The following is a 26,873-nucleotide window of genomic DNA, read 5'->3' on the forward strand; positions in this document are numbered from 1 at the left end:
TAGTTGGTATTGGTAACCCCCTTGGTGAAAAGTCTCGAGGGGGTTGCTGTCGTCCCGCCTGTCTCTCCATCACCCAAAATCCACAAAAAACATTAAACATGATATGCGTATCAACTTATTCATTTAGCGCGCTATCTTTCTTATTTGAATGATCAATAAAAATAAATTATGATGATTATGCTTACTATTGATAATTAATAATGATGGATGGTGTGGGATTCCCCTCTTAACCTAATAACCATCACTGACAGGAGATTGCTTAATGATGATATCTCGATACCGCAACGCTGCTACTGCAACCGCATTTGCAAGCTTGGCGCTACTTCCTTTATCAGGGAACGCAGTAGCCGACGACGCTAGCGCTTGTGATCAAGTTGAGTACGCCATGGGGCTTCGTTACCAACAGCAATCCGCAGAAATAACTGCTTTACAGCGCCAAGGCTTTGAACTGGCGACCTATCGCTTGGAAAAACAGATTGAGGTGCATGGTGAGGGTGCCGATTTGGCCATCATTACCGATGTGGATGAGACGCTCATCGATAACAGCGCTTTGCTAGTGCGCGATATGCAGGCCTGCCACGACTTCACTACTTGGGATACTTGGTTGCATTGGGAGCGCGAGGGCGAGCCACGTTTGATCCCAGGGGCAAAAGACTTTCTCGAATTTGCCGATGAGCAAGGTGTGTCGATCTACTATGTGTCGGATCGCTACCAAGAAAATAAAGCGGACACGCTGGCCACTATGGAAGCATTAGAGCTTCCCCAGGTATCTGACGAACGCGTCATGCTACTTGGCCCACCGAAGACCGAGCGCCGCGCTATCGTCGAAGACAGTCATACATTAGTGATGCAGTTGGGCGATACGCTGCATGACTTCTCGGGTGATTTTGTCGGCGCAAGCCTTGAAGAGCAGCGCGACCTGGTTAACGACCACGCTGAGCGTTTTGGTCAAGACTGGATTGTTTTCCCCAATGCCAGTTACGGAAGCTGGAGCGACGCGGAGCTTAACGCGTGGGAAGCTCCGTTTGAAAGCGAATAAAATGTAACCACTTCCATCGTGCCGTTACTATATAGGAGACGCCCTGGTTAATAGCCAGGGCGTTTTCCTTATTAGCCCCGCAAGTTGTCCCCGTGCCGCTAGTCACTAACATGTCATTCACCTGTCATTGGTTGTCACTAAATTATCTTGGTGGCCGTGAACATAGCGATATGCCATAACAAATCGAACCTTGTCGGTGTGAGCGCGTTTCATTAAGACAACCGTGACGGCTCCACCCCCATTGGATATTCCTGCCACTAGACTTTTCTTAACTTGCCTTGCCCTGGGTCACGGTGGAAATTGTGCCTGTGGAGGCGGCTGAGACGCCAACGGGCGTCAACCTGTATTCAATAAGGAAACCAACCAATGAACCGTCATAAGCTTTTTATGGCATCCTTACTGACGTCCTCTCTGCTGGTGGGCTGCGGTGATAACGCTAACGCTGATGATACCAATGCCTCCGTGTTCGACAACTTCCCCGCCGCTGGTGTGTTTCTTCCCCACAGCGTATTACGGGATGATCTACTAGATGGCAAATCTCAGCAGGCTTTTGAGATCCGTAATGGTGGCTTTGGGTCGGCAATGACGGCTCATCCCACGGATTCAACGCGCTTCTATGCATTGACTGACCGCGGCCCCAATGCCAATTTTGTTGGTGACTATGGCAAGGGAAAAATATTTCCGACACCGGACTATACGCCCCGTATCGGCTTGTTTGAGGTTCAAGCGAACGGTGTGATCGAACAGGTTACTACCATTCTGCTCAAGCGCCCCGATGGAACCGAGATCAGTGGCCTGCCTAACAGTTTGGCACTCGGCGGAACGGGTGAAACTCCTTACCATGCCAATGGTCAACCGATCTTGGTGGACGATAGCCAGCCCTATAATGAAGTTACTAATCCGATCCGCTTGGATGATTATGGTCTGGATGGCGAGGGGCTGGTGGCACTCTCGGACGGCACCTTCTGGGTTAGCGATGAGTATGGCCCGCACATGGTCCACTTCGATGCTGAAGGTCGTGAAATCGGCCGTATCAACCCCTTTGCCGACGACGACCGGGTCGAGATGAACCTGCCGGCAGAGTTTGCCAACCGGCGTGCTAACCGAGGTATGGAAGGGCTGGCTATCACGCCGGATGAGGAAACGCTGGTAGGTATTATGCAGTCCACTCTGTACAACCCGGGCAGCACGGTGAAAGACCTGGATATCACCCGCATCGTCACAGTGGACCTGGGCTCGGGCGAGACTGGACAGTATCTCTACCGCCAAGAGCAAAACCAGAATTCCAACTCAGAGCTTGTTGCCCTGAGCGCCACTGAGTTTTTGGTGCTTGAACGAGATGGCCGTTTTCTGAACGGTGGTCCTGATGGCACTGAGGCAGCGACACCCGATGCTCAGAAGCAGGTTTATCGCATTGACCTTGCCTCAGGCACCAATCTTGAAACGGTCTCAGCCAACGGCGACCTGAAACAGGATGCCGAACTGGGTCTAACCTTGGCAGGCAAAACCTTGGAAGAAGTGGTTCTAGAGCAGGGATGGGGTGCTCTGGCCAGCGCTGGAATTGAGCCAGTGAGCAAGTCTCTGGTGGTGGGTATGGTGGCGGAAGTCAACTATCCCCACGATAAAATGGAAGGTCTATGGGTGATTGATGACCAACGCTTGGGGGTGCTGAACGACGATGACTTCGCCACCTGGTCCACTGAGGGTCAACTCGAGCAGAAAATGCTGGACGCCAACACTGTGGATGGCGGCCGCCTGTTTATTATCGAGGCCGACCTGAGCACCGATTGATCAACGTAGCGGCCTAGCTAACCACGCAACTCCCTTCTAAATGAACGCTGCGCGCCCTAGGTTTGGCTATTTTGTTTAGCTGTCCTGGGGCGTGTTTGTGTCTTCGTCTCCCTCGTGACTATCTTTTTTGTTTGCTTCTTTCTTACGTGGGTCTTCGCTGTCTTCATCCAGCCAGGTGCCACAGCGCAGGCAGTAACGAGCGCGCTTTTCGTGGCGGTCATGGCCACAGCCGGGGCAGGCTTCTTCTGAATAACGGTCTTCACGAATAGAGCGGATAACCTGGGCGGAAAATACCCCGGTAGGCACAGCGATAATCGAATACCCCAACAGCATCAGGATCATCGTGATCGCTTTGCCTAACGACGTGGCTGGGACAATATCGCCGTAGCCCACCGTGGTCATACTGACGATCGCCCAATACATCGACATAGGAATACTGGTAAAGCCGGCTTCTGGCGACTCGATGGTGTACATCAGCGCAGCAAACAGTATGACGACCATCATGATGCTGCTAAAAAACAGCAGGATTTGACGAAGGCTGCGTTTAAGCGCATCGAGCAGTAAACGCCCCTCGCCGATAAACTCCATCAACCTCAGAATCCGGAAGATGCGTAGCACTCGCAGTATCCTTACGATGACGAGTCCGTGCGCACCAGGCATCAATAGTACTAACCAAGCTGGGATAATCGCGATCACATCGACAATGCCGTAGAAGCTTTTGAGGTAAATCGTTGGGCGCTCTAAACAGTAAATCCGCACCGCCAGTTCAATGCTGAAAAGTAGCGTAAATAGCCATTCTGCATAGTAGAAAATGTGCCCGTAGCGTTCGGAATAACTATCTACGCTGTCCAGCAAAATGACCGCCACGCTGATTAGAATGGCGATAATCAGCGCAATATCAAACCCTTTGGCTCCCGGCGTATCAGACTCGAAGATAATATGGAAAAGCCGTGTGCGCAGTCCTTCCGCACCGGGAGTTAATTGAAAACTCATCGCGACATCCTGAAGTGGGCTGAATGTTTCTAGCGTAGCGTGGTTTGATAGGCGAAGCGATGCGCCAGGGTTAACGCAGCAGCGCCATAAGCGGACGTTGGATGGCCATTTTTATTCAGTGCTGTGGTCAGTGTTTGAGCATCGCGGCGGGAGCTTTCATCTAACTGGGGATGGGTCGCCAGTGTGGCTAACGCTTGCTGTGCGATAGTTAAGTGTTCCGCAAGACCACTATCGTGGTAGGCGTCCAGCGCCACTGTGGCTCTGTGTAGCCACTCAGCCGGTGCGTCAGCTTCAGGTAGTGCCCACTGCTGCACGCCTAATGCATTGCCGCGAGCGGCTTTGCTGGTATCAGAAGGGCGCAGCGGTACGCTTTCCGCGAGCGTTAATGCTAGCGCCCAAAGCGCCTCTGGTTCACCCGCTTTGAGTTCCAGCTCGACCTCGCAAATTGCCGCTTGAGCACCACCGCTGACAATCTCTCCTTCGTCCAACACTAGCTCTATACGGCTTCCCTGCCAGTTGATTTGCCAGCTGCGCCGGGTAAAGTCGGTGCGCAGCGCAGGGCGTAGCGCGGAAATGACGGTGCCTAGTGAACCTTTGAATGGCGGTAGGGTAGCTAAGCCATGCTGGTCAAGCTGTGGGCTAGGAACTTGCCACTCCCACTCTTGTCGGGTAGAGAGGCCGCCACCACCATGACCGGCAGTTTTCACCGTTTGTAGCACGCGATCATCAACTTGGCGTAAGCGCACGGCAATCCGTGCATTCGCCATATCGCCCGCAGGGGTATCGAAATAGTTGTTCGACAAATGTTGCCGTTGGGGTGTTTCGGCTAGTGCCGCGTGGCACAGCAGCGTGTTTAGTTGAGCTGGCGCAAGGGCGAGTTTAAGCTCTATTTCGGTAGGCGCTGAAACAGAATCAGCAGTAGATGTTGAATTTTTCATGACATTAGCCACCTTTGTATTGTGACATTTCAATTAATTTTACATGACATTGTGAACTTTTCATGACGGCGGCGAGCGCACTCTTTATACTGGCGCCGCCATTTCCAGGCTCCCCGAAAACAGGCTAAAGGCTATATGGTTACCTCCAACCCTTTTTCCGCGATGTTTGGCCGCTCGCCATTCCAGCCGCTGCTGGCCCACATCGTCAAGGCCAATGAATGTGCCGACCAACTGTTGCCGTTCTTCGAGGCATCGCTTGCCGGTGATTGGGATACCGCAGCTGTACTGCGTGAAAACGTTACCCGCTTAGAGCATGACGCCGACACGTTGAAAACAGAGCTTCGGCTTAACCTGCCCAATACGATGTTTCTTCCCGTCTCGCGGTCCGACTTGCTCGACCTTATCAGCGTGCAGGATAAGATCGCCAACAAGGTGCGCGACATTACCGGCATTATGCTGGGGCGTAAAATGCGCGTACCCGATGAGCTGGCCGATCCCATGCGCGATTATATGCGTACCAGCGTGGCGTGTGTGGCCCAGGCTCGCCAAGCGCTTGAAGAGCTGAAAGAGCTGCTTGAGTCCGGTTTTGGACGCAATGTTTCCGATGTTATGCAGAATATGATCCGTGAGCTGCACACACTTGAGCACCAAGCTGACAGCCAGCAGATCGCGATACGTCGCCAGCTGTTTGAGCTTGAAAGCCAACTTCCTCCTGTTGATGTGATTTTCCTTTACAAAATCATTGAGTGGGTCGGTGAAGTTTCTGATCGCGCTGAACGCGTGGGCAGCCGCCTACAGATTTTGACCGCACGCTAAGGGATACCTATGCAGATTATTGCCCAGCACGGTGAAATTTTTATCATTCTGGCCTGTTTGTTTGGCTTTTTTATGGCTTGGGGCGTTGGTGCGAATGATGTTGCCAATGCGATGGGAACCTCGGTGGGGTCAAAAGCGATCACCATCAAACAAGCCATTATAATTGCGGTTGTCTTTGAGTTTTTAGGTGCTTGGCTGGCGGGTGGTGAAGTGACCAACACCATTCGTAAAGGCATTATCGACCCAGAGTTGCTCCAGGAAGACCCGCAGTTACTGGTGTACGGTATGCTGGCAGCGTTGCTGGCAGCGGGTACTTGGCTACTGGCAGCATCGATGAAAGGTTGGCCGGTTTCCACGACGCATTCCATTGTAGGTGCCATTGTGGGCTTTGCCGTAGCGGGATTGGGTGCTTCTACGGTGGATTGGGGCGCTGTTGGCACCATTGCGGCAAGCTGGGTCGTTTCTCCTCTGTTGGCAGGTACTATCGGTTTTGTGCTGTTTAAATCAGTGCATCACCTGATTTTTGAAAATGATAATCCATTTGCTGCTGCCAAACGCTATGTACCGGGCTACGTATTTTTGGTTGGTTTTATTGTGGCGATGGTCACGCTAACCAAAGGCCTATCTCACGTTGGGCTGGACCTGACCTTTAGTCAAAGCCTGCTGCTATCGATTTTGTTAGGGCTTGTGATCATGGGTATTGGCCTGTTGATGCAGCGTCGTATCAAGTTCGAGAAAAATGCCAACGACCACTTTGGATACGCCAACGTTGAGCGCGTCTTCGGCGTATTAATGATCTTTACTGCATGTGCCATGGCGTTTGCTCACGGCTCTAACGACGTTGCGAACGCGGTTGGTCCGCTTGCGGCGGTCATTAGCGTGGTACAAACTGGCGGCCAAATTGAAGGCTCTGCGCTAGTGCCCTGGTGGGTATTGGTACTGGGCGGTGGTGGCATCGTGGTGGGCTTAGTAACTTACGGCCACAAAGTCATTGCCACCGTAGGAACCGGTATTACTGAACTCACTCCCAGTCGTGGTTTTGCCGCCACGCTGGCAGCAGCGACCACGGTGGTATTAGCTTCCGGTACGGGTCTGCCGATTTCAACCACCCATACACTGGTAGGGGCGGTATTAGGTGTAGGGCTTGCTCGGGGTATGGCGGCACTTAACCTGCGTGTCATTGGCACCATCGCCATGTCATGGCTGATTACGCTACCTGCCGGGGCTGGTTTGGCTATTCTGTTCTTCTTTATGTTCAAAGGCATGTTTGGTTAACAGCAAGGGATAACCCAGCCCAATACGTTACTGCTTGGCCAAACGCACAGCGGCATCTTCTTTTTCACAAGAAGGTGCCGCTGTTTTTTATGCTCTGTTAAAGTAAACGCTGATACTTTCATTCACCTGCTGCCGGAGAGCGGCCCTTGGACACACGCTTCCCTTTTGTTGATTGGTTTCGTAATGCTTCCCCTTACATTAACGCGCACCGGGGACGAACCTTTGTCATCTTAATTGAGGGCGAAGCCATGGCGTCTGGCCGAGGAGAGCAGCTGATTCAGGATTTAGCGCTGCTACACACCCTGGGGGTGCGGCTAGTTGTGGTGTTTGGTATTCGCCCACAAGTGCATGACGCATTGACGGCTGCCGGTGTCGAGCCAACACGGGTGGATGGCCGTTGGGTAGCTGACCGAGCGGTGATGACCCACGTGGAACAGGTGGCCGCGCACCAGCGCTTATGGCTAGAAGCTCGTCTTTCCTTGGGGCTGCCTAGCACGCCACTACACGGTGTAGAGCTTAGCGTGATTTCCGGCAACTTGGTGACCGCTAAGCCATTAGGAGTGCGCGAAGGCGTCGATTTTGATCACAGTGGTGAAGTACGCCGAGTGCGCTCGAGCGCCATTGAAGGGCTGTTGGAAAAAGGCTCGCTAGTGCTGCTGCCGCCGCTGGGTTTCTCCAGCACAGGTGAAGTGTTTGATTTAGATGCCTCGGAAGTCGCACAACATGCTGCCGTCGCGCTGAAAGCGGATAAGCTGATTCTATTAGGCGAATCGGAAGGGCTTGAAGACGAGCAGGGCGCGCTATTGCGCCAGCTTTCCCCGGCAGAGGCCGAGCCGCGCCTGCAACAGGCGTTACCGGGCAGTGAGTTGGCACGCCACTTGAACGCCGCCTGCACCGCCGCCAGGGAAGGGGTAGCGCGCACCCACCTGCTTTCCTGGCGTAACCATGATGCACTGCTAGGGGAGTTATTCACCCGTGACGGCGTTGGCACCATGATCACCCAGCACCGCTACGAGCAACTGCGCCCAGCCACGTTGAATGACGTCGCTGGCCTACTAGAGCTGCTGGAGCCGCTGGAGCGACGTGGCATGTTGGTGGCTCGTTCGCGGGAACGACTAGAGCACGAAATCGACGACTACATGGTCATCGAACGTGACGGCATGGTGATTGGCTGTGCAGCATTGCATGTTTTTCCAGACACCACGGTGGGGGAAATGGCCTGTGTCGCGGTGCACGGTAACTATCGCGGCGGTGAGCGCGGCGAGCGCTTAGTGGAAGCATTAGAACGCCGCGCCCGGCAGCGTGGGCTTTCCGAAATGTTTGTGTTAACTACCCACACGGCCCATTGGTTTGTCGAACACGGCTTCCGTCCCGCTAGCCTAGATGACCTGCCGCCGTTAAAACGCGAAGCCTACAACCACGCCCGAAAATCCAAGGTGTTGGTGAAAAATCTAGCCTAAAAACGCTTACTTAAAGAGAAATATCTAGATGAGCCGGGTGTCTTTGCGACACCCGGTTTCGCATGCGTGTAAAAAATAAATGCAAATATTTGGTCATTTTATTAATTTGTGCAATTATATTTGCAGATGCGCTTGTAGATAAACTCGGCAAAGCCAATCCAAGCCCATCTAAACCAAACCAATAACAACACCGTTATCTACACGCTACGTCACTCACACATAACCAATAACATCGACGTCACGAGGATTTCTCCATGAAAACACTAACCACGTTAATGGCTGCTACTGCATTTTCTCTCACTGCAGCGACTGCCGCCGCAGACAAGCTAGTGGTTGCCACTGATACTGCCTTTGTGCCCTTTGAGTTTGCTCAAGACGGTGAATATGTCGGTTTTGATATCGATATGTGGACAATGATTGCCGAAGAGCTTGAGCTGGATTTCGAACTAAGGCCAATGGATTTCAATGGCATTATTCCCGGCCTGCAGACTGGCCAGTTAGATGTTGCCCTGGCGGGGATTACTATCCGTGAAGACCGTGCTGAGGTGATTGATTTTTCGGATGGCTACTACGAAAGCGGCTTCCGCATCATGGTGCCAATTGATAGTGATATCGAAAGTGCAGAAGACTTAGCAGGTAAAATGCTGGCCGTTCGCACCGGCACCTCTGCTGCTGACTATGCACGGGAAAACTTCACCGACACCGAGCTACGCCAGTTCCCCAATATCGACAATGCCTACCTGGAGTTACGCACCGGCCGCGTTGATGCCGCGATGCATGATACGCCCAATGTTCTCTACTACATTGCCACCGCTGGTGACGGCCAGGTAAAAGCCGTGGGTGAACAGATGATGGCGCACGAGTATGGCATTGCGTTCCCCAAGGGAAGCGAGCTGGTCGAGCCAGTTAACCAAGCATTAGCGGCTATGCGGGAAGATGGCCGCTACGACGAAATTTATGCGAAGTGGTTCGGCGAAGCGCCCAGCAAATAATCTCCTGAAGTTTTATTTACTAGCGGAGGGCTTCCTCCGCTGACGTTGCATTGCCAGGAGAGTCTAGATGAATATCGATTGGTCGATTGTTATAGGATTTTTGCCCGCGTTGCTCAATGGCGCAAAAATCACGCTGTATATCACCGTAACGGGGTTGATCGGTGGTATTGCACTGGGGGCTGTTATTGGCCTGATGCGCGCCTACGGTGGATATATTCTCAATACACTGGCGTTTATCTACGTCGAAATCATTCGAGGCACGCCGATTGTTGTACAGGTGATGTTTCTGTACTTCGCCTTGCCGGTGCTGGTGGATATCCGCATTGACCCGATGACGACAGCAATCCTTGCGATTGTCATTAATGCTGGGGCGTACGTTGCTGAGATTGTACGTGGCGCAGTGCTATCAATTTCAAAAGGATTAACCGAGGCAGGACGCGCCATTGGTTTGCCACGCTGGAAAGTGGTGGTCTATATCGTTGGTCCACTCGCCTTTCGCCGCTTAATTCCGCCGCTGGGTAACCAGTGCATTGTCAGCCTGAAAGATACCTCCTTGTTTATTGTGATCGGTGTTGGCGAACTGACGCGCACCGGCCAGGAAATCATGGCGGCTAACTTCCGCGCGGTCGAAATATGGACGGCAGTTGCCGTGTTCTACCTGATTATGACCGGCACGTTGTCGCTGCTGCTGCGTATCATTGAGAAGCGGATGAGGATCTTATGAGCGCCATCATAGAGTTCAAGAATGTGTCCAAGCACTTTGGCCAGCTTAAGGTACTTGATAAGGTTGACCTGGATATCAATCGTGGCGAAGTGGTCGTGCTAATAGGACCGTCCGGTTCTGGAAAATCCACCTTGCTGCGCTGTATTAACGGGCTGGAAATGATCACTTCGGGTGACCTTCTCGTTGACGGCATGAGCGTTAAGGGTGGCAACAAAACGCTACGCGAAATTCGCCAGGAAGCGGGCATGGTCTTCCAGCAGTTCAACCTATTTCCACAAATGACAGCGCTGGAAAATGTGGCCTTTGGCCAACGCCATGTGCGCAAAATGGGACGTAAGGCGGCTGATAATAGTGCCCAGGAACTATTGGAAAAAGTCGGCCTGGGGGATAAATCGAAACACTATCCTCATGAGCTTTCTGGTGGGCAGCAGCAGCGGGTCGCTATTGCTCGGGCGTTGGCGATCAAACCCAAAGTAATGCTGTTTGATGAGCCTACCTCAGCGCTTGATCCTGAACTCAAGCAGGAAGTACTGAATGTTATGCAGAAACTGGCAGAAGAGCAGATGACCATGGTGGTGGTGACCCATGAGATGTCCTTCGCCAAGCAGGTTGGCACGCGCTTGATTTTTATGGAGCACGGCAAAATTGCGGTTGATGCCAACCCTGTTGATGTCATTGATAACCCGCCTAATGACCGGATGAAGGATTTTCTGCGCCATGTCTAAACAAACGAGCTCTATTGGCTGGCAGATTATCAATGGGCAGCCACGCGACATCGGCGTTGCCCTTGGGCGCGCAGGCCGCGATGCGGTGCATCGCTTTTTGCTGCCAAGCGCTATCTGGGCTGAAATTAACGACCCAATTCACCGGAACGCTGTTGCTACCATGGCAGCCAATACGCAGCGTGATTTTCCTCAAGTGTGGGAAGAGCTAGAGGGACTTGCGGAAGGACTTAACCTGCCCATTGAAGCGGTATTTGCCTGGAACTGCCGGGGTGACCTGTTGGCCCATGCACCGGACGGCTGCACGACTTTGGTTCTCTCCGGAGAAACACCGCTGGTGGCGCATAATGAGGATGGCCTGCCATTCTTCCGTGGCCACTGTTTTATGGCTGAAGTGACATCAGCAATGGGAGAGGGGTTTACCGCTTTCTGCTACCCCGGCTCGATACCGGGCCACACGCTGGCGTTTACCCGCCAGGGCTGGGTGCAGGCGGTCAATAATTTGCGTTTGCTTAATGTTACGCCCAGGGTGCCAAGAATGGTGTTAGGACGGGCGGCATTAAGCCAACCCAATGTGGCCGGCGTCGTGGCACTGTTGCAGCGTTACAATGAGTGCGGTGGCTTTCATTTTTCGCTGGCCGAATGCGGGCAGCGAGAGGTGATGAGTATTGAGTTTGGTGGTGGGGAAGCTGCCCAGCTAGTACTCAATGCCCCCAGCGTGCATGCTAATCATGCGCTGTATCACCCCAGTGGTCTGGCATCTCAATGGATTACTGACTCCTCACGAGACCGACAGCAGCGTGGAGATCAGCTGCTAGCGGAAGGAGAGACTGCGCCGTTGGCCATCTTGCATGATCAACAAGCCAGCGGTCTGCCCATTCTGCGACTGAGCGCTGACGACCCTGATCACGAGAATACTCTGGTCACGGCGGTCATGCGTCTTGAAGTGGATGGTGTAGCATGGCAACTTTATGATCGCCCTGGAGCGCCACCGGCTTATGACGGAAAACTCTTCTTCGCAAGTTGACTCTTCGCCCTCTAAACACTCGGTAGCTGAGTGCCAGCCCCCGGAAACCGTTGATGGCCTACGTGAACTGGCGCTTAGCATTGCCCGGGGCGAGAGCGAGCTACGTCTTGGCCCCAAATCGCGGGAAGTGCTGGCACGCCTGATCGACCTTCAGGGGGATCAGGTGCTGCTGTCTATTTCTTCGGCAGCTCGTCGGCTAGAGGTCAACCCATCGAGTATTTCTCGTTTGGCACGCTCTCTCGGTTATGCCCGTTTCAGCGATCTACAAAGAGTTCTGTTGAGCGCGAACTTTACCTCTTCTGCCTCTTTTTACCGCGACCATGCTGCCAGCGCGTTGGCAGCAGACAAGCACAGTTTGCATGTCCAGGCGGAGCAGTTATGCGCTGAAAATAAGCACAATATCGACCGCTTTCTGCAAGGGGTGAAGCATGATGATATTGAAACTTTCGCCCAAACAGTGATCAGTGCGCCCAGGGTTCGGTTGTACGGAGTACGTCAGTTTCATGCGCTATGCAGTTTCTCAGCCTACGGGTTAGGCATGCTGCGCCCTGATGTAGCGCTGCTTAGCGACGCCACCAATGGGGTTGCGGAAGGGCTGGCGTCGTTATCGGAAGGTGACGTGCTGATTGCCGCCAGTTGCCAGCCCTATACGCGCCAAGTGGTGGATGTGTGCCGGATGGCGCAGGCTCATGGCATTCAAACCTTGGCCGTAACCGACTACGCCAGCTCCGCATTGGTCGAGTATGCCCAGGTATCTATCCTGGTGCCCCATGAAAGCAGCTTTATTTCCAACAGCATGGTGGCTTATTTTGCCGCCATGGAGTGCCTGATTAATGCCTGTGCCACGCTGTCAGGAGATGAAGCAGGTAAGGCAATTTCGCGACGGGACCGCTTTATCACCGAGCTGGATATTGAAATGCGTTAAGAGCTAAAGCCTCCAAGTGATTGTTTTGTTTTTTATCTGCATCAAAGTGGTGAGATAGCGCTGGTGTTAGCAGTTTTACACCATGGTAAGTCATCGGCTAGCGACTATAGTGAGTGAGGCCTGTTCACGTTAGCAGCTGACGTGATTCCTACGGCGACCACCAAGGATTAGGAGGCACTATGCAGCAGCCCGATAAAGACGACGCAAAGAAAGAGCAGAAGAAAGATCAACGCGACGACGACCAAGACGACGCCAATCCGATGCCCGACACGCATCACGTCAATCCCGATAGCGACGGCGACTCGTCTTCCAAAAGCTCGCCTTCTAAGAAAGAGTAACCGCCCTTCAACAATGCGTTATTCCTGCGGCGCTACTGTTTGTAGCGCCGTTTTACTTCCACGTTTAGCCTGCCTTCGCCTAGCCTTAGCGAGAGCTTCTGGCCTGGCGCGGTGTCCTCTGCCCGGCGGATGACATGGCCTTTTTCATCCTGGGCAATGGCATAGCCGCGCCCCAACACCGCAAGCGGGCTGATGGCATTTAGTTCACGGGCGGCGCTACTCAAGCGTGCCTGACGCACTTCCAGCGCCCGCTGCATAGCGCTGGCTAAACGGCGCTGGAGCTGACTAACACGCTCTTGCTCTACGCGGTGCAGGCGCACCATGTCTTGGCTGGCTAAGCGTTTGCTTAACTGGGTGACCCGCACTTGCTGCTGCTGAACGGTTTGCTGCATGGCGCGCTGCAGCCGTTGGCAAAGGGCGGTAACGTGCTGGCGTTGACGCTCAAGCTGCTCGCCTGGGTGGCGAAGGCGGGCGCGCAAAGTATCCAACCGTTGGCTATCCCGCTCTAAGCGTGCCTGCATGGCACGCTGTAAGCGGTTTTCTAGCTGTGTTAATTGCTGCTTAAGTGCATGTTGGTCAGGCACTAAACGCTCGGCCGCTGCTGATGGGGTAGGGGCGCGTATATCGGCGGCGAAATCCGCCAGGGTGACATCCACTTCGTGACCCACCGCCGACATCACCGGCAAGCGGGAGTGAAAGATCGCCCGTGCCAGATGCTCGTTATTAAACGCCCACAGGTCTTCTAAGCTACCGCCGCCGCGGGTGATCAGCACCACATCCTGGTCAGGGTCTAAGCGCGCCTGTCGGTTCAGTAACCCCAGCGCCGAAATCATTGCAGGGGCGGCCTCGGTGCCTTGTACAGGCACCGGAATCAGCGTGACATCTGCCAGTGGCCAGCGCGCCGCCAGTACCGCCAACACATCGCGAATCGCTGCGCCGCTGGCGGAACTCAATATCAAAATTTTGCGGGGAGGAAAGGGCAGGGGGCGCGTATTGGCAAACACGCCTTCTCCTTCCAGCTGCGCTTTTAGGCGCTCAAACGCTGCCAGCAGTTCCCCCAGGCCCGCCGCCTGTACGGCGTCGGCAATCAACTGATAGTCGCCGCGCGGTTCGAACAGCGAGACCCTACCGCGCAGTTTTACCTGATCGCCATCACGCATTGGTGCCGCCACAAAACGCGCCCGCTGGCGAAACAGCGCACAGCGAATCTGCGCGCGGTCATCCTTCAAGGTGAAGTAAATATGCCCAGACGCCGGGCGGGAAACATTGGAAAGCTCGCCTTCTACCCACACTTCGCCCACATCGCGCTCAAGGGTCTGTTTGGCGCGCTGATTCAACTGACTAACAGAAAGCGCTTGTGGTGTATCGGGCATAGAGCAACCTTAAAAAGAGAATGAGCGAGCGGGTAGCTTTCGCAAGAATCCTAGCTTATTAGCCATTGGTCTGGATTGAAAACCTTCTTCACATTGCTGGAAAGGCCCTCAAAACGCTATAATAGGGGATTAACTTTCCACGCCCCACTTCCTCTTCTATCAGGGTGTTGCCGCTATGCTACGTATGGCCCAAGAAGCACTTACGTTCGATGACGTACTCCTCGTTCCCGGCTTCTCCGATATTCTGCCCAAGGATGTCAGCCTCAAAACCCGCCTGACCCGCAATATTTCACTCAATATCCCGCTGCTTTCCGCTGCAATGGATACCGTTACCGAAGCGCGTCTAGCAATTGCGATGGCTCAGGAAGGCGGCATCGGCATTATCCATAAGAGCATGACCATGAGTCAGCAAGCTGCTGAAGTGCGTAAGGTTAAAAAGCACGAAAGCGTGATTGTAAAAGATCCGGTCACCGTTAGCCCTAAGGCGAAGCTGGATGACCTGCTGGCGATGGCGCGTGAGAACGGCTTCTCAGGCTTTCCCGTCGTAGAAGGCGAAACCCTGGTGGGTATTGTGACCGAGCGTGATATGCGCTTCCAGCCTAACCACGGCGACAGCGTAGCGGACATCATGACCCCCCGCGAGCGGTTGGTTACCGTCAAGGAAGGCACCGACCTTGAAACCAGCAAAGCCAAAATGCGCGAACACCGCATCGAGAAAATGCTGATTGTGGATGACGAGTTTCATCTGCGCGGTTTGGTAACTTTCCAAGACATCGAAAAAGCCCGCACTTACCCGATGGCTGCCAAAGACAGCGACGGCCGCTTGCTGGTAGGTGCTGCCGTGGGCACTGGCCCGGAAACGCCTGATCGCGTTGCTGCGCTGGCCGAAGCCGGTGTCGATGTGATCATTGTTGATACTGCCCACGGTCACTCTAAAGGTGTTATCGACCGCGTACGCTGGATCAAAGAGAACTTCCCCAACATTCAAGTGATTGGCGGCAACATTGCCACCGGCGCTGCCGCCAAAGCGCTGGCTGAAGCGGGCGCAGACGCCGTTAAAGTGGGCATTGGCCCCGGTTCTATCTGCACCACGCGTATTGTGGCAGGCGTTGGCGTTCCGCAAATCACCGCGGTGTCTAACGTGGCGGAAGCGCTGAAAGAGTTCGATATTCCGCTGATCGCCGACGGCGGCATTCGCTTCTCGGGTGACTTAGCCAAAGCCATCGCCGCTGGCGCAAGCGCCGTAATGGTCGGTGGCCTGCTGGCCGGTACCGAAGAAGCGCCGGGTGAAGTTGAGCTTTACCAAGGCCGTACCTACAAAGCCTACCGCGGCATGGGCTCCATGGGTGCCATGTCTCAGAGCCAGGGCAGCGCCGACCGCTACTTCCAAGACAAGAGCGAAGGTGCCGAGAAGCTGGTGCCGGAAGGCATTGAAGGCCGCGTACCCTATAAAGGCATGATGGGCGCTATCGTTCACCAGCTGATGGGCGGCCTGCGCGCCTCCATGGGTTACACCGGCTGCCGCAGTATTGAAGAAATGCGTACCAAGCCGGAATTTGTACAAATTACCAGCGCTGGCTTTAACGAATCCCACGTTCACAACGTGCAGATCACCAAAGAAGCTCCCAACTACCGGGTGAGCTAACCAGCACGTTTAGTTAAATGGCGCGGCGGGCATTGCCCCGCCGCTTGCTTTTTGGCCTTAACAGCGGCACCCACACCGCTTAACCGAGACCCCGCCATGAGTGACATTCACGCCCATAAGATCCTGATTCTCGACTTCGGCTCCCAGTACACCCAGCTGATCGCCCGCCGTGTGCGTGAGATCGGTGTATTCTCCGAAATCCGCGCCTTCGACATCACCGAAGAAGAAATTCGCGAATACAACCCTAATGGCATCATCCTGGCTGGTGGCCCGGAATCGGTGACCGAGTTGGATTCCCCGCGAGCACCGGCGTGCGTGTTCGAAATGGGCCTGCCGGTGTTTGGTATCTGCTACGGCATGCAGACCATGGCCGAGCAGCTTGGCGGCAAAGTTGAAGGCTCTAACCAGCGCGAATTTGGCTACGCCCAGATTCAAATCGACGGCGACACCCCGCTGTTCAAAGACATCAAGGACCACATCGATACCGACAGCGGCAAAGGCCTGCTAGACGTATGGATGAGCCACGGCGACAAAGTCTCCCAGGTGCCTGACACCTTCACCGTGACCGCTTCCACGCCGAGCTGCCCGATTGCCGCTATGGCCTGGGAAGAGAAGCAGTTCTACGGCGTACAGTTCCATCCGGAAGTGACCCACACCCTGCAAGGTCAGCGCATTCTTGAGCACTTCGTGCTGGATATTTGCGGCGCTGAAAAACTCTGGACGCCGGCACAAATCATCGAAGACCAAGTACAGCGCGTACGCGAGCAAGTGGGCGACCGCCATGTACTGCTTGGCCTTTCCGGTGGTGTCGACTCCTCAGTTGTAGCAGCGCTGCTGCACAAAGCCATTGGCGACCAGCTGACCTGCGTATTCGTCGATAACGGCCTGCTGCGCAAAAACGAAGGCGACCAAGTGATGGAAACCTTCGCCAAGCACATGGGCGTGAAGGTGATCCGTGTCGACGCCGAAGACCTGTTCCTCGGCAAGCTGAAGGGCGAAAATGACCCGGAAGCCAAGCGCAAGATTATCGGCAACACCTTTATCGACGTATTCGATGAAGAAGCCAGCAAAATTGAAGGCGTCGACTTCCTGGCCCAGGGCACCATCTACCCGGACGTGATCGAATCCGCCGCCTCTAAAACCGGCAAAGCGCACGTGATCAAATCCCACCACAACGTTGGTGGCCTGCCGGAAACCATGAAGCTCAAGCTGGTCGAGCCGCTGCGCGAACTGTTTAAAGACGAAGTGCGCAAACTCGGCCTAGAACTCGGCCTGCCTTACGATATGGTCTACCGCCACCCGTTCCCTGGCCCCGGCCTGGGCGTGCGCATTCTGGGTGAAGTGAAGAAAGAGTACGCCGACATCCTGCGTGATGCCGACGCCATCTACATCGAAGAACTGCGCGCCGCCGGTTGGTACGAAAAAACCAGCCAAGCCTTCGCCGTGTTCCTACCGGTGAAATCGGTAGGTGTAGTAGGCGACGGCCGCCGCTACGAATGGGTTATCGCGCTACGCGCGGTAGAAACCATCGACTTCATGACCGCCCGCTGGGCGCACCTGCCCTACGAGCTGCTGGAGAAGGTATCCAACCGGATTATCAATGAGTTGGAAGGTGTTTCGCGGGTGACTTATGACGTGAGTAGCAAGCCGCCTGCTACTATTGAGTGGGAGTGATCGTCTCCACTTAGTGGATGATTGGCTAGACTCATCAAGGCCGCTCGACGTATCGAGCGGCCTTTTGTATTTTGTGAGTATGCTCATTGTGAATTGCATGGCGAGCAAATTGAGATCAAACGGAATAGGGGGGGAACTGAGACATGCGATATACAAAGAGGCGGCGGGTTAGTTCAGCCTTATGAGTCGCTACGTTGTTTCAGGTAGCGAAGGCGAATACCAAACCGGCTCGGAAAATAGGGTGCTGGGAAATCTCGTAGAAATCACTGACCCAACAGAGATGAATGTTGCAGAAACGGAGCTGCTTGAAGATCTCTATATACAGGTTTTTGACGACTTCCCTGAAACGCTCACTTTCCAAACAATTTGCCAGTGGCATAGAACCTGGCTGGGCAACGTTTATCGTTGGGCGGGGCAATATCGAACCGTTGATATGTCCAAACCGAATATTCGGTTTGCGTCGCCTATACAGATCCAGAAGCTGGCACAAGAGTTCGAAGATCGTTATCTATCACGCTTTGCTAAGCTGCCGGAAATGGACGACGAACAGCTCGTGGCCTTTCTTGCCGAAATGCATGTTGAGTTCATATTGATTCACCCATTCCGAGAGGGTAATGGGAGAATATCGCGTTTACTATTGGATGTGATGGCCGTCAAAGCAGGTGCTCAACCACTCGATTACAGTCTGTGGAACGAGCATAAAGACTACTACTTCAAAGCGATTCAAGCCGGACGTGACGGTGATTATCAGTTTGTTGAACGCTTAGTTCGAGATGTTTTGGAAATACAGTGAGAACGAGCTGATAGTCTCAGAGAGCTAGGGTTAACTTGGTAAAACGACGCGCATGAGATTTGAGACGCTTCTCAATCACTGCTGTGCGCTCGCCTGTTTCAATTGCGCTTGAGCTAGCCACTGCACGCAAAATACGCTCGCGTGAAACAGTGACTTTATCAGTTGGGGTTTTACGAACCATCACAATGCTCCTAGGCAGACCAGTAGTTATTATAGCAGTAACCTCGCAGGGCTGTCGTGCCTGTTACCTAGTCTAAAAGGTGGTCAGGTGGTGCAATCAAAGCGTATCAGATGCATTTCGACGTGTTGGGTGCTTTTGACTCACTGTGTTAGATGTAAAGCATGCCAATTGGTGAATTTGCCTAACGATGCGCTGCCCCATGTTAAGATGCCATGCCTTAAATATTGAACTGTCTACTATTTAAATTATTTAATAATCAAAAGGTTATAAATATTCAATGAATCACGCTTCTCATAACAGCCTTGTCTCCTTCATTTGGAAAATTGCCGACGACTGTCTGCGTGATGTCTACGTCCGTGGCAAATACCGCGATGTCATTCTGCCCATGGTGGTATTACGCCGTTTGGACACGCTGCTAGAGCCAACCAAAGAGACGGTTCTTGAAGAAGTTCGTTACCAGAAAGAGGATATGAAGGCGCTCGAACTTGATGACGAGCCTTTGAAAGATGCTTCAGGCTACGTTTTTTACAACATCAGCCAGTGGACGCTGAAAAAGCTGCACAGCACCGCGACCAACAACCAGCAAATTTTGCTGGCGAACATTGAGGATTACCTTGATGGTTTCAGCGACAACGTCAAAGAGATCATCACCCGTTTCAAGCTCCTTGAGCAGATGCGCCATATGGCGAACAAGCAAGTGCTGCTGGATGTCATTGAGAACTTTGTCTCGCCGCGTATCAACCTGACACCCCATGATGCTGAAGACCCCGAAGGTAACGTCTTGCCGGGGTTGTCGAACCTTGGCATGGGCTATGTGTTTGAAGAGCTGATCCGTAAGTTTAACGAGGAGAACAACGAGGAAGCGGGGGAGCACTTCACCCCGCGTGAGGTGATTCACCTTATGACTCACCTGATGTTCGATCCGATCAAGGGTAAGCTCCCACCGCTCATGACGATTTATGATCCAGCCTGCGGGTCAGGAGGCATGCTGACGGAAGCACAGAACTATATCAAAGACCCCGAAGGGCAGATCCAAGCGAAAGGAGACGTCTATCTCTACGGTAAAGAGATCAACGATGAGACCTACGCGATCTGCAAGTCGGACATGATGATCAAGGGCAATAACCCTGAGAACATCCGCCCTGGCTCTACGCTCTCTACCGATGAGTTTTCGGCCCAGCGTTTCGATTTTATGCTTTCCAACCCGCCCTACGGGAAAAGCTGGAACAGCGAGGTGAAATATATCAAAGACGGCAAAGACGTCATTGATCCTCGCTTTCAGGTCGAGCTGGCTGATTACTGGGGCAATAAAGAGACCGTAGATGCCACCCCGCGCTCGTCGGATGGTCAGCTTTTGTTCCTGATGGAGATGGTTAACAAGATGAAGCCTGCTGGCACCAGCCCTCTTGGCTCGCGCATTGCCAGTGTTCATAACGGCTCCAGCCTGTTTACCGGCGACGCGGGCAGCGGCGAGTCCAATATCCGCCGCTACATCATCGAAAACGATATGCTGGATACCATCATCCAGTTGCCGAATAACCTCTTCTACAACACCGGTATCACCACCTATATCTGGCTGCTGACCAACGCCAAGCCCGAGGCACGCAAAGGCCGTGTTCAACTGATTGACGCTAACCTGCTCTTCCGCAAACTGCGCAAGAATTTGGGCGACAAGAACTGCGAGTTCTCCGACGAGCACGTCCAACAGATTACCAATGCCTATCTAAATTTTGCGCCTATCGAGCGTAAGGTTGACGCCAACAATGACCCCGTGGGCATTGCCGTGAAACTCTTCGACAACGAAGATTTCGGCTACCACAAAGTGACTATCGAACGCCCTGATCGCCGCCGTGCGGGCTTCAGTGCCGAGCGAATCGCACCGCTGCGTTTTGATAAAAGCCTGCGCGAGCCGATGGAGTGGCTCTGGGCGGAACATGGAGAAAAGGTCTACGAAGCGGGTTTTCTGAAGGGCGAGACCAAGGCCATCACTGCCTGGTGCGAGGAGCAGGGCATTACCCTGAACGCCAAGCAGCGTGGCAAACTGATTGATACGAAATACTGGACGAAATTACACGACCTGGTGAACATCGCCACTCAACTGATGGACGATATTGGCACCGAGGAAACCGCCGACTTCAACGCCTTCCGCGATGCCGTCACCAGAGCAGTCAAAGCGCGCAAAACCAAGCTCTCTGCAACCGAGAAAAACGTCATTCTGAATGCCGTTAGCTGGTACGACGAAAAAGCGGAGAAGGTCATTGGCAAGCGCTATCAGCTTTCAGCAGAGGGTCTGGCAGGCCTTACCGAACGCTTTGGGTGCACAGTGGAGCAGCTGGCAGACTTTGGTTACTACTGCCAGCCGGATGGCAGCTACCTGACCTATGAGAGCGCCACTGACCTGCGCGATGCGGAAAGCGTGCCGCTAAAGGACAGCATCCACCGTTATTTCCTGGCGGAAGTGAAACCGCATGTAGAGGAAGCCTGGGTCAACCTTGATAGCGTCAAAATCGGCTACGAGATCAGTTTCAACAAATACTTTTATCGCCATAAGCCGCTGCGTAACCTTGATGAGGTGACACGAGATATTCTGGCGCTGGAGCAAAAGGCCGACGGGCTGATTGCCGATATTCTCGGTGTTGAGGTGGCGACCAAGCTGGAGTCGGTGGAATGAAAAACGGAACCGAAGCCAATGGCTGGGAACAGCGCAAGATCTGGAATTGCTTTGATATCGTGAATGGTGCCACTCCAGCATCAGGCACTGAGCACTTCTGGGATGGTGACGTGCCATGGGTGGGGCCAGCCGATCTGGGGAAGCTCACATCACGAATCATCAATCATGGAGAAAGAAACCTGACGCGGGCGGGATACAAAAGTTGCGGAACGACACTTGTACCAGAAGGAACGATCATTCTTTCCGCGCGTGCTCCAATCGGACATGTAGCAATCGCTGGCAATGAGCTTTGCTTTAACCAGGGCTGCAAAGGGCTTGTTCCAAACGAGGATATAGTAGGCGATTTTGCCTATTGGCTAACACTTGCCCAGAAGGTGCGGTTGGAAGCGGCAGGACAAGGAACAACATTTGTCGAGCTTTCTCGGAGTAAGCTTAAAGATATCGACTTTTTGCTCCCCTCAATTCCAGAACAACGCGCTATTGCTTCATTCCTGGATGACAAATGCGCCAAGATCGACAAGGCAGTGCGGATCAAGGAAGCGCAGATCAAACTCCTGCGCGAGCGCAGGCAGGTACTGATCCAGCAGGCCGTTACTCGCGGTCTGAACCCTTATGCGACCATGAAGGACAGCGGTATCGACTGGATTGGTGAGATTCCTGCGCATTGGGAGGTGCGGCGAAACTTTGCGCTCTTTCGAGAAATCAAGCAGCTAGGCAACGCTGATCTTCCGGTACTTTCCGTCTCAATCCACAGCGGCGTCTCGAAGGAGGAACTATCTGAGGAAGAGAACATCCGTTCGATTGTGAAGATCGAAAACCGCAGCTCCTATAAGGAAGTTCTGCCAGGCGATATCGCCTACAACATGATGCGTGCTTGGCAGGGTGGCATTGGAGCAGTACATACTCACGGGATGGTCAGCCCTGCCTATGTTGTGGCACGCCCAGTGGGTTACTTGGCAGGCGATTACTTTGAACTCCTATACCGAACTCCAAATTTTATTCGACAAATGGATGCTGGTTCAAAGGGTATTGCAGATTTCCGAAAACGCCTCTACTGGGATGATTTTCGAGACTTGATGACTACCCTCCCGCCGCTAGCGGAGCAGAAAGAAATCATTCAGTATTCTGAGCAGATTTCAGAGAAAGTCAGCCACGCCATTTCAATCAAGCAAGAGCAGATCGCCAAGCTCAAGGAATACAAAACCAGCCTTATCAATGCGGCGGTGACGGGCAAGATCAAGGTGATTTAAGGAGCAGTGATGAGCTATGCGGTCAGCAACACCAAGGAAATCGCGCTGGAACAGGCCATCGAAAAATACTTGGCTGGTACCACTGCAGAAGCGCAGGCGCAGGGTATAACGGAAGCCGTCGCCTATGGCGCAGGCGCTTACCGCATTGGCCATACCGCCGATTTTGACCCTGCCCTGGCGTTGGATACCGTTAAGTTTTGGACGTTTCTGAAAGCGACCCAAGGCAAAGCGCTTGAAAAGCTGCAAACCCGCAACCCCGCTGACTGGCAGGCCAAAATTCTGGGGCAGTTCGACAAACTGGTGAAGCGCAAGGGCATATTGCATCTGTTAAAAAAGGGCCTGCCCGTCGAAGATGCCCATTTCACACTGATGTATCCCGCGCCGTTGGCCAGCTCATCGCCCAAGGTTCACGATAACTTCGCTGCCAATATCTGGAGCGTGACCCGTCAGGTTCACCACTCGCTGGCGAACCCGAATGAATCCGTGGATATGGTGCTGTTCGTTAACGGGCTGCCTATCGTCACGCTGGAGCTGAAAAACGCCTGGACGAACCAGACGGCCCGCTACCATGGGCAGAAACAGTACCGCGATCGGGATACCAGTCAGCCACTGATGCAGTTTGGCCGTGTGCTGGTGCATATGACCGCCGACACCGACGACGTCTGGATGGCTACCAAGCTGTCCGGTAATTCGACCTATTTTTTGCCTTTCAACAAGGGCCATAACCAGGGTGCAGGCAACCCGCCTAACCCCAATGGCCACAAAACTGCTTACCTTTGGGAAGAGGTCTTCCAGCCGAAAAGCCTCGCTGGGATTATTCAGCATTTCGTGCTGCTGGAAGGCAAAAGTAGTGATCCGCTATCCAAAAAGAGCCTTATCTTCCCGCGTTATCAACAGCTTGATGTGGTAAGGAAACTGCTTAACCACACCGCCACCCATGGCGTTGGGCACAGCTACCTTATCCAGCACTCTGCCGGTTCGGGTAAATCGAACAGTATTACCTGGGCAGCCTATCAGCTAATCGAAAGTTACCCTCAAAAGCTGGGTTTGCCTGGCGCAAAAGCGTTGGATGCACCGCTATTCGATAGCGTGATTGTGGTGACTGACCGACGCCTGCTCGATAAGCAGCTGCGCGACAACATCCGCGATTTTTCTGAGGTGAAAAACATCGTCGCCCCGGCCATGCGCTCAGCGGATCTCAAATCAGCGCTTGAGAACGGTAAAAAAATCATCATTACCACGATTCAGAAGTTCCCCTTCATCATCGACGGTATTGAAGACCTGAGCGACAAGCGCTTTGCCGTGATTATCGACGAAGCCCACAGCGGACAGAGCGGCCTTGCCCACGACAGAATGAACCAGGCTATGGGCGGTGGCGAAGATGCTGACACCGAAGACAATCAGGACAAAGTGCTAAAGGCGATGAGGGCGAGGAAAAGGCGCGACAACGCTTCTTACTTCGCCTTCACCGCTACGCCGAAAAACAGCACGCTGGAAAAGTTTGGTGAGCCGCAAGCAGATGGCAGCTTCAAGCCTTTTCACCTCTACAGCATGAAACAGGCCATTGAGGAGGGGTTCATCCTTGATGTGCTGGCCAATTACACCACCTATAAGGGCTATTATGAGATACAGAAGTCTATCGACGACAACCCTTTGTTTGACACCGCCAAGGCGCAGAAGCAGCTGCGTGCCTACGTTGAACGCAGCCAGCAGACGATCAACATCAAAGCGGAAGTCATGGTGGAAGACTTTGTCGATAACGTGGTGAACAAAAAGAAGCTGCGTGGCAAGGGTAAGGGAATGATCATCACGCAGAATATCGAGATGGCCATTCGTTACTACCAGGCAGTACAGCGGGAGCTGGAAAAACGCGCTAACCCATTCAAGGTGCTGATTGCCTTCTCGGGCGAAAAGGAAATCGACGGCATCAAGTACACGGAAGCCGAGATAAATGGGTTTCCAGAGGACAAGACGCGTTTCTATTTCGATGGCTATGATGATAAAGGCAAGCCGATGATGGTGAACGGCCAGAATGTCGAGAACACCTTTCGACTTCTGATTGTGGCGAACAAGTACCTGACGGGCTTCGACCAACCGAAACTTTGCGCCATGTATATTGATAAGAAGCTGCAGTCTGTGCTTGCCGTACAAGCGTTGTCTCGCTTGAACCGCTCGGCTCCTAAACTATGTAAGCGAACCGAAGATCTGTTCGTACTCGATTTTTTCAACTCCACCGAAGATATCAAAGCAGCTTTCGATCCTTTCTTTACCGTCACCTCGCTATCGCAGGCCACCGACGTCAATGTTCTGCATGACTTGAAAGAGAGCCTTGATGATGAGGGCGTTTATGAATGGGATGAGGTTGAAGAGTTCTGCAAACGCTTCTTTGATCAAGAAGATGCACAGAAGCTAAGTCCGCTAATTGATACGGCGGCTGAGCGTTTCAACCAGAGCCTGGAGCTTGAAGATACTCAGAAGATTGATTACAAGATCAAGGCCAAGCAGTTTGTGAAGATATACGGGCAGATGGCATCAATCATGCCGTTTGAGGTATTGGCGTGGGAGCAGCTGTTTTGGTTCCTGAAGTTTCTTATCCCGAAACTGAAAATCAAAGACCCCGACCAGGATGAACTTGATGAGCTACTTGAAGCTGTCGACCTTTCATCCTACGGTTTGGGTCGCACCCGATTAAATCACGCGATTGCGCTGGATGCTGAGGAAGCAACACTCGATCCACAGAATCCTAATCCGCGTGGATATCGGGAAGAAGAACCCCAGAAAGATCCGCTGGAAGAAATCATTCGCAGCTTTAATGAACGCTGGTTTCAAGGTTGGGGGGCAACGCCAGAAGAGCAGCGCGTGAAGTTTCTGAATATTCTGGATAGTGTGAGAGCACATCCAGATTTTGAGCAGAAGTTCAGCGATAACTCTGATCCGTACTCGCGTGAAATAGCATTCGAAAAAATCATGAAAGAAGTCATGTTGAAGCGGCGCAAGGAAGAAATGGAGTTGTACAAACTCCACGCCCAGGATCCAACGTTCAAGGCGGCTTTTTATCAAAGCCTCAAGAGCGCGCTGATGAAACCTGGTGTGAGTGGCTTACCGTATTAGAGACTATTGTTGATAAAAGAATGTTGGTGCGATTTAAAAATCGCACCATTGTTCAACCGTAAAATGGCTCATCTCAATATGACTGAATCAAGAGAGTTGCTGTAAGATTTTTTAAATCTTTTAAGAGTTTTTTCTTGCGCGGCTATTAACTGAAAGTTCCGAAATGTCGAGTTCGAATTCTTTTTCGATATCCAGCTTCTTTAGAATGGCTGGTAAGACCTGGTGAATCGTCCTCATGCCTACTAATAGTTCGTTCATATATATGTCGGGGTGTAACTGAGCCACATTGACACCCAAGCTTTCTGCTTCGGCTGAGTGATCTAGCTCGTTAGGTGAACCGTACACCATGTCCATCAGTTCGGCTTTTAGAGGTACTCGACCTTGAAAGGCTGCTTCTTTTACAATGAGCATCCACTTTTCATAATCGCTAATAACCTCATGTCGAAACTTATTGAAGTTTGGTGCTAACTCTTGATCTACTTTAACCTTGGTAGCGGCCAAAGAAAGCAAGCAAGGTTCTATGTTTTCGGCAGGTGATGAATACAGATCGAGCCTGTCATCATTAATGATATGGTCAATATAGGCGGCGTAAAAACCATAGACGCTGTTTAAAGATGAGTACATATCGTAAATCAACGAAGCCAGTGAGTACTCTCGAAACTTAGGCTCGTCGTCGTCTTCATTTATGAAGCTTTCATTCAGCCCTTTTGGAAATTCCTTGGGAATGGTAACGCCCATGTCAGTTAACGTATTTAGCGTGCTGCCTAGTAGCAGATCAAGATCGTCTTCCAAGGGTTGTGTGTAATACCCAGTTTCAGCACCCTCTCGAGCTAGCTCGGCCAAGTTTTGAATCAGTATTTTCCACTTCATGCAGTTTTCTACGGACCCACACAAGAGTACATCGGAGGGATCCAGTTCGCCGATATTTGTCAGCTCTCGAAATTTTTTCTGCATTACTAGCGATATATGTTCGCCATTTTTCCATTTCGTAATTTGAGTTGGCGAGACGCCCAGCAGCCCAGCCAGCTGTTTCTGGTTACATTGCAGTATATGCAGAGCGAGTTCAACGAATGCTTTACTGTTCATGGCGACCTCCAATTTGATAAGTGATTCAAGCTTAGCTGGAAATTTACTT

22 protein-coding genes are annotated in these 26,873 nt (G+C 52.7%); 17 read left to right on the forward strand and 5 right to left on the reverse strand.

Annotated elements, in window-relative coordinates:
- Nucleotides 1–262 precede the first annotated feature (262 nt).
- Nucleotides 263–1,039, forward strand: a complete 777-nt coding sequence (locus K7H08_RS04410) for a 5'-nucleotidase, lipoprotein e(P4) family (protein ID WP_120385678.1) — start codon at nucleotides 263–265, stop codon at nucleotides 1,037–1,039.
- Between the two features lie 366 nt (nucleotides 1,040–1,405).
- The gene (locus K7H08_RS04415; RefSeq protein ID WP_231657293.1) at nucleotides 1,406–2,830 is read left to right on the forward strand and encodes an esterase-like activity of phytase family protein; all 1,425 of its coding nucleotides are present in this window, start codon (nucleotides 1,406–1,408) and stop codon (nucleotides 2,828–2,830) included.
- Nucleotides 2,831–2,905: 75 nt separating this feature from the next.
- Here the strand turns inward: K7H08_RS04415 and K7H08_RS04420 are convergent, their stop codons facing one another.
- Both K7H08_RS04420 and K7H08_RS04425 read right to left on the reverse strand, forming a co-directional pair.
- Nucleotides 2,906–3,823, reverse strand: coding sequence for an ion transporter (locus K7H08_RS04420; RefSeq protein WP_231657294.1), 918 nt, complete (start codon nucleotides 3,821–3,823; stop codon nucleotides 2,906–2,908).
- Nucleotides 3,824–3,852: 29 nt separating this feature from the next.
- The gene (locus K7H08_RS04425) at nucleotides 3,853–4,761 is read right to left on the reverse strand and encodes a CYTH domain-containing protein (protein ID WP_038481760.1); all 909 of its coding nucleotides are present in this window, start codon (nucleotides 4,759–4,761) and stop codon (nucleotides 3,853–3,855) included.
- A gap of 135 nt (nucleotides 4,762–4,896) precedes the next feature.
- Here K7H08_RS04425 and K7H08_RS04430 point away from each other — a divergent pair, with 135 nt between their 5' ends.
- From K7H08_RS04430 to K7H08_RS04470, 9 genes are all read left to right on the forward strand, one after another.
- Complete coding sequence (locus tag K7H08_RS04430) at nucleotides 4,897–5,577, forward strand: TIGR00153 family protein (protein ID WP_038481762.1); 681 nt, start codon at nucleotides 4,897–4,899, stop codon at nucleotides 5,575–5,577.
- Nucleotides 5,578–5,586: 9 nt separating this feature from the next.
- Nucleotides 5,587–6,852 (forward strand): inorganic phosphate transporter, encoded by a 1,266-nt coding sequence (locus tag K7H08_RS04435; protein ID WP_038481765.1) that lies wholly within the window; start codon nucleotides 5,587–5,589, stop codon nucleotides 6,850–6,852.
- Nucleotides 6,853–6,998: 146 nt separating this feature from the next.
- Nucleotides 6,999–8,312 (forward strand): amino-acid N-acetyltransferase, encoded by a 1,314-nt coding sequence (argA, locus tag K7H08_RS04440; protein ID WP_038481768.1) that lies wholly within the window; start codon nucleotides 6,999–7,001, stop codon nucleotides 8,310–8,312.
- A 254-nt stretch (nucleotides 8,313–8,566) separates the two neighbouring features.
- A complete protein-coding gene (glnH, locus tag K7H08_RS04445; RefSeq protein WP_095602627.1) occupies nucleotides 8,567–9,304 on the forward strand; it encodes a glutamine ABC transporter substrate-binding protein GlnH in 738 nt (245 codons plus the stop codon).
- Between the two features lie 67 nt (nucleotides 9,305–9,371).
- Nucleotides 9,372–10,028, forward strand: a complete 657-nt coding sequence (gene glnP / locus K7H08_RS04450) for a glutamine ABC transporter permease GlnP (protein ID WP_095602626.1) — start codon at nucleotides 9,372–9,374, stop codon at nucleotides 10,026–10,028.
- Nucleotides 10,025–10,753, forward strand: a complete 729-nt coding sequence (glnQ, locus tag K7H08_RS04455) for a glutamine ABC transporter ATP-binding protein GlnQ (RefSeq protein WP_038481777.1) — start codon at nucleotides 10,025–10,027, stop codon at nucleotides 10,751–10,753. The genes glnP and glnQ overlap by 4 nt, the downstream gene beginning before the upstream one ends.
- The gene (locus tag K7H08_RS04460; protein ID WP_231657295.1) at nucleotides 10,746–11,777 is read left to right on the forward strand and encodes a C45 family autoproteolytic acyltransferase/hydolase; all 1,032 of its coding nucleotides are present in this window, start codon (nucleotides 10,746–10,748) and stop codon (nucleotides 11,775–11,777) included. The genes glnQ and K7H08_RS04460 overlap by 8 nt, the downstream gene beginning before the upstream one ends.
- The gene (locus K7H08_RS04465) at nucleotides 11,749–12,702 is read left to right on the forward strand and encodes a MurR/RpiR family transcriptional regulator (RefSeq protein ID WP_231657296.1); all 954 of its coding nucleotides are present in this window, start codon (nucleotides 11,749–11,751) and stop codon (nucleotides 12,700–12,702) included. Before K7H08_RS04460 ends, K7H08_RS04465 begins: the two co-directional genes overlap by 29 nt.
- Before the next feature lie 179 nt (nucleotides 12,703–12,881).
- Nucleotides 12,882–13,040, forward strand: a complete 159-nt coding sequence (locus tag K7H08_RS04470; protein WP_167457092.1) for a hypothetical protein — start codon at nucleotides 12,882–12,884, stop codon at nucleotides 13,038–13,040.
- A gap of 32 nt (nucleotides 13,041–13,072) precedes the next feature.
- Here the strand turns inward: K7H08_RS04470 and xseA are convergent, their stop codons facing one another.
- A complete protein-coding gene (gene xseA / locus K7H08_RS04475) occupies nucleotides 13,073–14,413 on the reverse strand; it encodes an exodeoxyribonuclease VII large subunit (protein WP_231657297.1) in 1,341 nt (446 codons plus the stop codon).
- Between the two features lie 175 nt (nucleotides 14,414–14,588).
- Here xseA and guaB point away from each other — a divergent pair, with 175 nt between their 5' ends.
- From guaB to K7H08_RS04490, 3 genes are all read left to right on the forward strand, one after another.
- Nucleotides 14,589–16,058: an IMP dehydrogenase gene (guaB, locus tag K7H08_RS04480; RefSeq protein ID WP_198348574.1), complete on the forward strand. Its 1,470-nt coding sequence runs from the start codon at nucleotides 14,589–14,591 to the stop codon at nucleotides 16,056–16,058.
- Nucleotides 16,059–16,154: 96 nt separating this feature from the next.
- The gene (gene guaA, locus K7H08_RS04485) at nucleotides 16,155–17,732 is read left to right on the forward strand and encodes a glutamine-hydrolyzing GMP synthase (protein ID WP_231657298.1); all 1,578 of its coding nucleotides are present in this window, start codon (nucleotides 16,155–16,157) and stop codon (nucleotides 17,730–17,732) included.
- Between the two features lie 181 nt (nucleotides 17,733–17,913).
- The gene (locus K7H08_RS04490; RefSeq protein WP_038481792.1) at nucleotides 17,914–18,525 is read left to right on the forward strand and encodes a Fic/DOC family protein; all 612 of its coding nucleotides are present in this window, start codon (nucleotides 17,914–17,916) and stop codon (nucleotides 18,523–18,525) included.
- A 16-nt stretch (nucleotides 18,526–18,541) separates the two neighbouring features.
- Here the strand turns inward: K7H08_RS04490 and K7H08_RS04495 are convergent, their stop codons facing one another.
- Nucleotides 18,542–18,706 carry a hypothetical protein gene (locus tag K7H08_RS04495; RefSeq protein ID WP_167541171.1) on the reverse strand — a complete coding sequence of 55 codons (165 nt, stop codon included), beginning with the start codon at nucleotides 18,704–18,706 and terminating at the stop codon, nucleotides 18,542–18,544.
- Nucleotides 18,707–18,983: 277 nt separating this feature from the next.
- On the opposite strand from K7H08_RS04495, the gene K7H08_RS04500 reads away from it, so the two are divergent.
- From K7H08_RS04500 to K7H08_RS04510, 3 genes are read left to right on the forward strand one after another with little or no spacing between them, the layout of a single operon-like run.
- A complete protein-coding gene (locus tag K7H08_RS04500) occupies nucleotides 18,984–21,377 on the forward strand; it encodes a type I restriction-modification system subunit M (RefSeq protein ID WP_038481796.1) in 2,394 nt (797 codons plus the stop codon).
- A complete protein-coding gene (locus tag K7H08_RS04505) occupies nucleotides 21,374–22,627 on the forward strand; it encodes a restriction endonuclease subunit S (RefSeq protein ID WP_051626417.1) in 1,254 nt (417 codons plus the stop codon). The genes K7H08_RS04500 and K7H08_RS04505 overlap by 4 nt, the downstream gene beginning before the upstream one ends.
- A 9-nt stretch (nucleotides 22,628–22,636) precedes the next feature.
- On the forward strand, nucleotides 22,637–25,738 hold the full coding sequence (locus tag K7H08_RS04510; RefSeq protein ID WP_038481799.1) for a type I restriction endonuclease subunit R: 3,102 nt from the start codon (nucleotides 22,637–22,639) through the stop codon (nucleotides 25,736–25,738).
- Between the two features lie 120 nt (nucleotides 25,739–25,858).
- Here the strand turns inward: K7H08_RS04510 and K7H08_RS04515 are convergent, their stop codons facing one another.
- A complete protein-coding gene (locus K7H08_RS04515) occupies nucleotides 25,859–26,824 on the reverse strand; it encodes a hypothetical protein (protein ID WP_038481802.1) in 966 nt (321 codons plus the stop codon).
- Between the last annotated feature and the right edge of the window lie 49 nt (nucleotides 26,825–26,873).

Source organism: Halomonas sp. IOP_6, assembly GCF_021151565.1.
Classification (GTDB): Bacteria; Pseudomonadota; Gammaproteobacteria; order Pseudomonadales; family Halomonadaceae; genus Vreelandella; species Vreelandella alkaliphila.

Bases quoted from the DNA above. Each gene is read 5' to 3' on its own strand.
- K7H08_RS04410 (WP_120385678.1), top strand. From the start codon at position 263: ATGATGATATCTCGATACCGCAACGCTGCTACTGCAACCGCATTTGCA.
- K7H08_RS04415 (WP_231657293.1), top strand. From the start codon at position 1,406: ATGAACCGTCATAAGCTTTTTATGGCATCCTTACTGACGTCCTCTCTG.
- K7H08_RS04420 (WP_231657294.1), bottom strand. From the start codon at position 3,823: ATGAGTTTTCAATTAACTCCCGGTGCGGAAGGACTGCGCACACGGCTT.
- K7H08_RS04425 (WP_038481760.1), bottom strand. From the start codon at position 4,761: ATGAAAAATTCAACATCTACTGCTGATTCTGTTTCAGCGCCTACCGAA.
- K7H08_RS04430 (WP_038481762.1), top strand. From the start codon at position 4,897: ATGGTTACCTCCAACCCTTTTTCCGCGATGTTTGGCCGCTCGCCATTC.
- K7H08_RS04435 (WP_038481765.1), top strand. From the start codon at position 5,587: ATGCAGATTATTGCCCAGCACGGTGAAATTTTTATCATTCTGGCCTGT.
- glnH (WP_095602627.1), top strand. From the start codon at position 8,567: ATGAAAACACTAACCACGTTAATGGCTGCTACTGCATTTTCTCTCACT.
- glnP (WP_095602626.1), top strand. From the start codon at position 9,372: ATGAATATCGATTGGTCGATTGTTATAGGATTTTTGCCCGCGTTGCTC.
- glnQ (WP_038481777.1), top strand. From the start codon at position 10,025: ATGAGCGCCATCATAGAGTTCAAGAATGTGTCCAAGCACTTTGGCCAG.
- K7H08_RS04460 (WP_231657295.1), top strand. From the start codon at position 10,746: ATGTCTAAACAAACGAGCTCTATTGGCTGGCAGATTATCAATGGGCAG.
- K7H08_RS04465 (WP_231657296.1), top strand. From the start codon at position 11,749: ATGACGGAAAACTCTTCTTCGCAAGTTGACTCTTCGCCCTCTAAACAC.
- K7H08_RS04470 (WP_167457092.1), top strand. From the start codon at position 12,882: ATGCAGCAGCCCGATAAAGACGACGCAAAGAAAGAGCAGAAGAAAGAT.
- xseA (WP_231657297.1), bottom strand. From the start codon at position 14,413: ATGCCCGATACACCACAAGCGCTTTCTGTTAGTCAGTTGAATCAGCGC.
- guaB (WP_198348574.1), top strand. From the start codon at position 14,589: ATGCTACGTATGGCCCAAGAAGCACTTACGTTCGATGACGTACTCCTC.
- guaA (WP_231657298.1), top strand. From the start codon at position 16,155: ATGAGTGACATTCACGCCCATAAGATCCTGATTCTCGACTTCGGCTCC.
- K7H08_RS04490 (WP_038481792.1), top strand. From the start codon at position 17,914: ATGAGTCGCTACGTTGTTTCAGGTAGCGAAGGCGAATACCAAACCGGC.
- K7H08_RS04495 (WP_167541171.1), bottom strand. From the start codon at position 18,706: ATGGTTCGTAAAACCCCAACTGATAAAGTCACTGTTTCACGCGAGCGT.
- K7H08_RS04500 (WP_038481796.1), top strand. From the start codon at position 18,984: ATGAATCACGCTTCTCATAACAGCCTTGTCTCCTTCATTTGGAAAATT.
- K7H08_RS04505 (WP_051626417.1), top strand. From the start codon at position 21,374: ATGAAAAACGGAACCGAAGCCAATGGCTGGGAACAGCGCAAGATCTGG.
- K7H08_RS04510 (WP_038481799.1), top strand. From the start codon at position 22,637: ATGAGCTATGCGGTCAGCAACACCAAGGAAATCGCGCTGGAACAGGCC.
- K7H08_RS04515 (WP_038481802.1), bottom strand. From the start codon at position 26,824: ATGAACAGTAAAGCATTCGTTGAACTCGCTCTGCATATACTGCAATGT.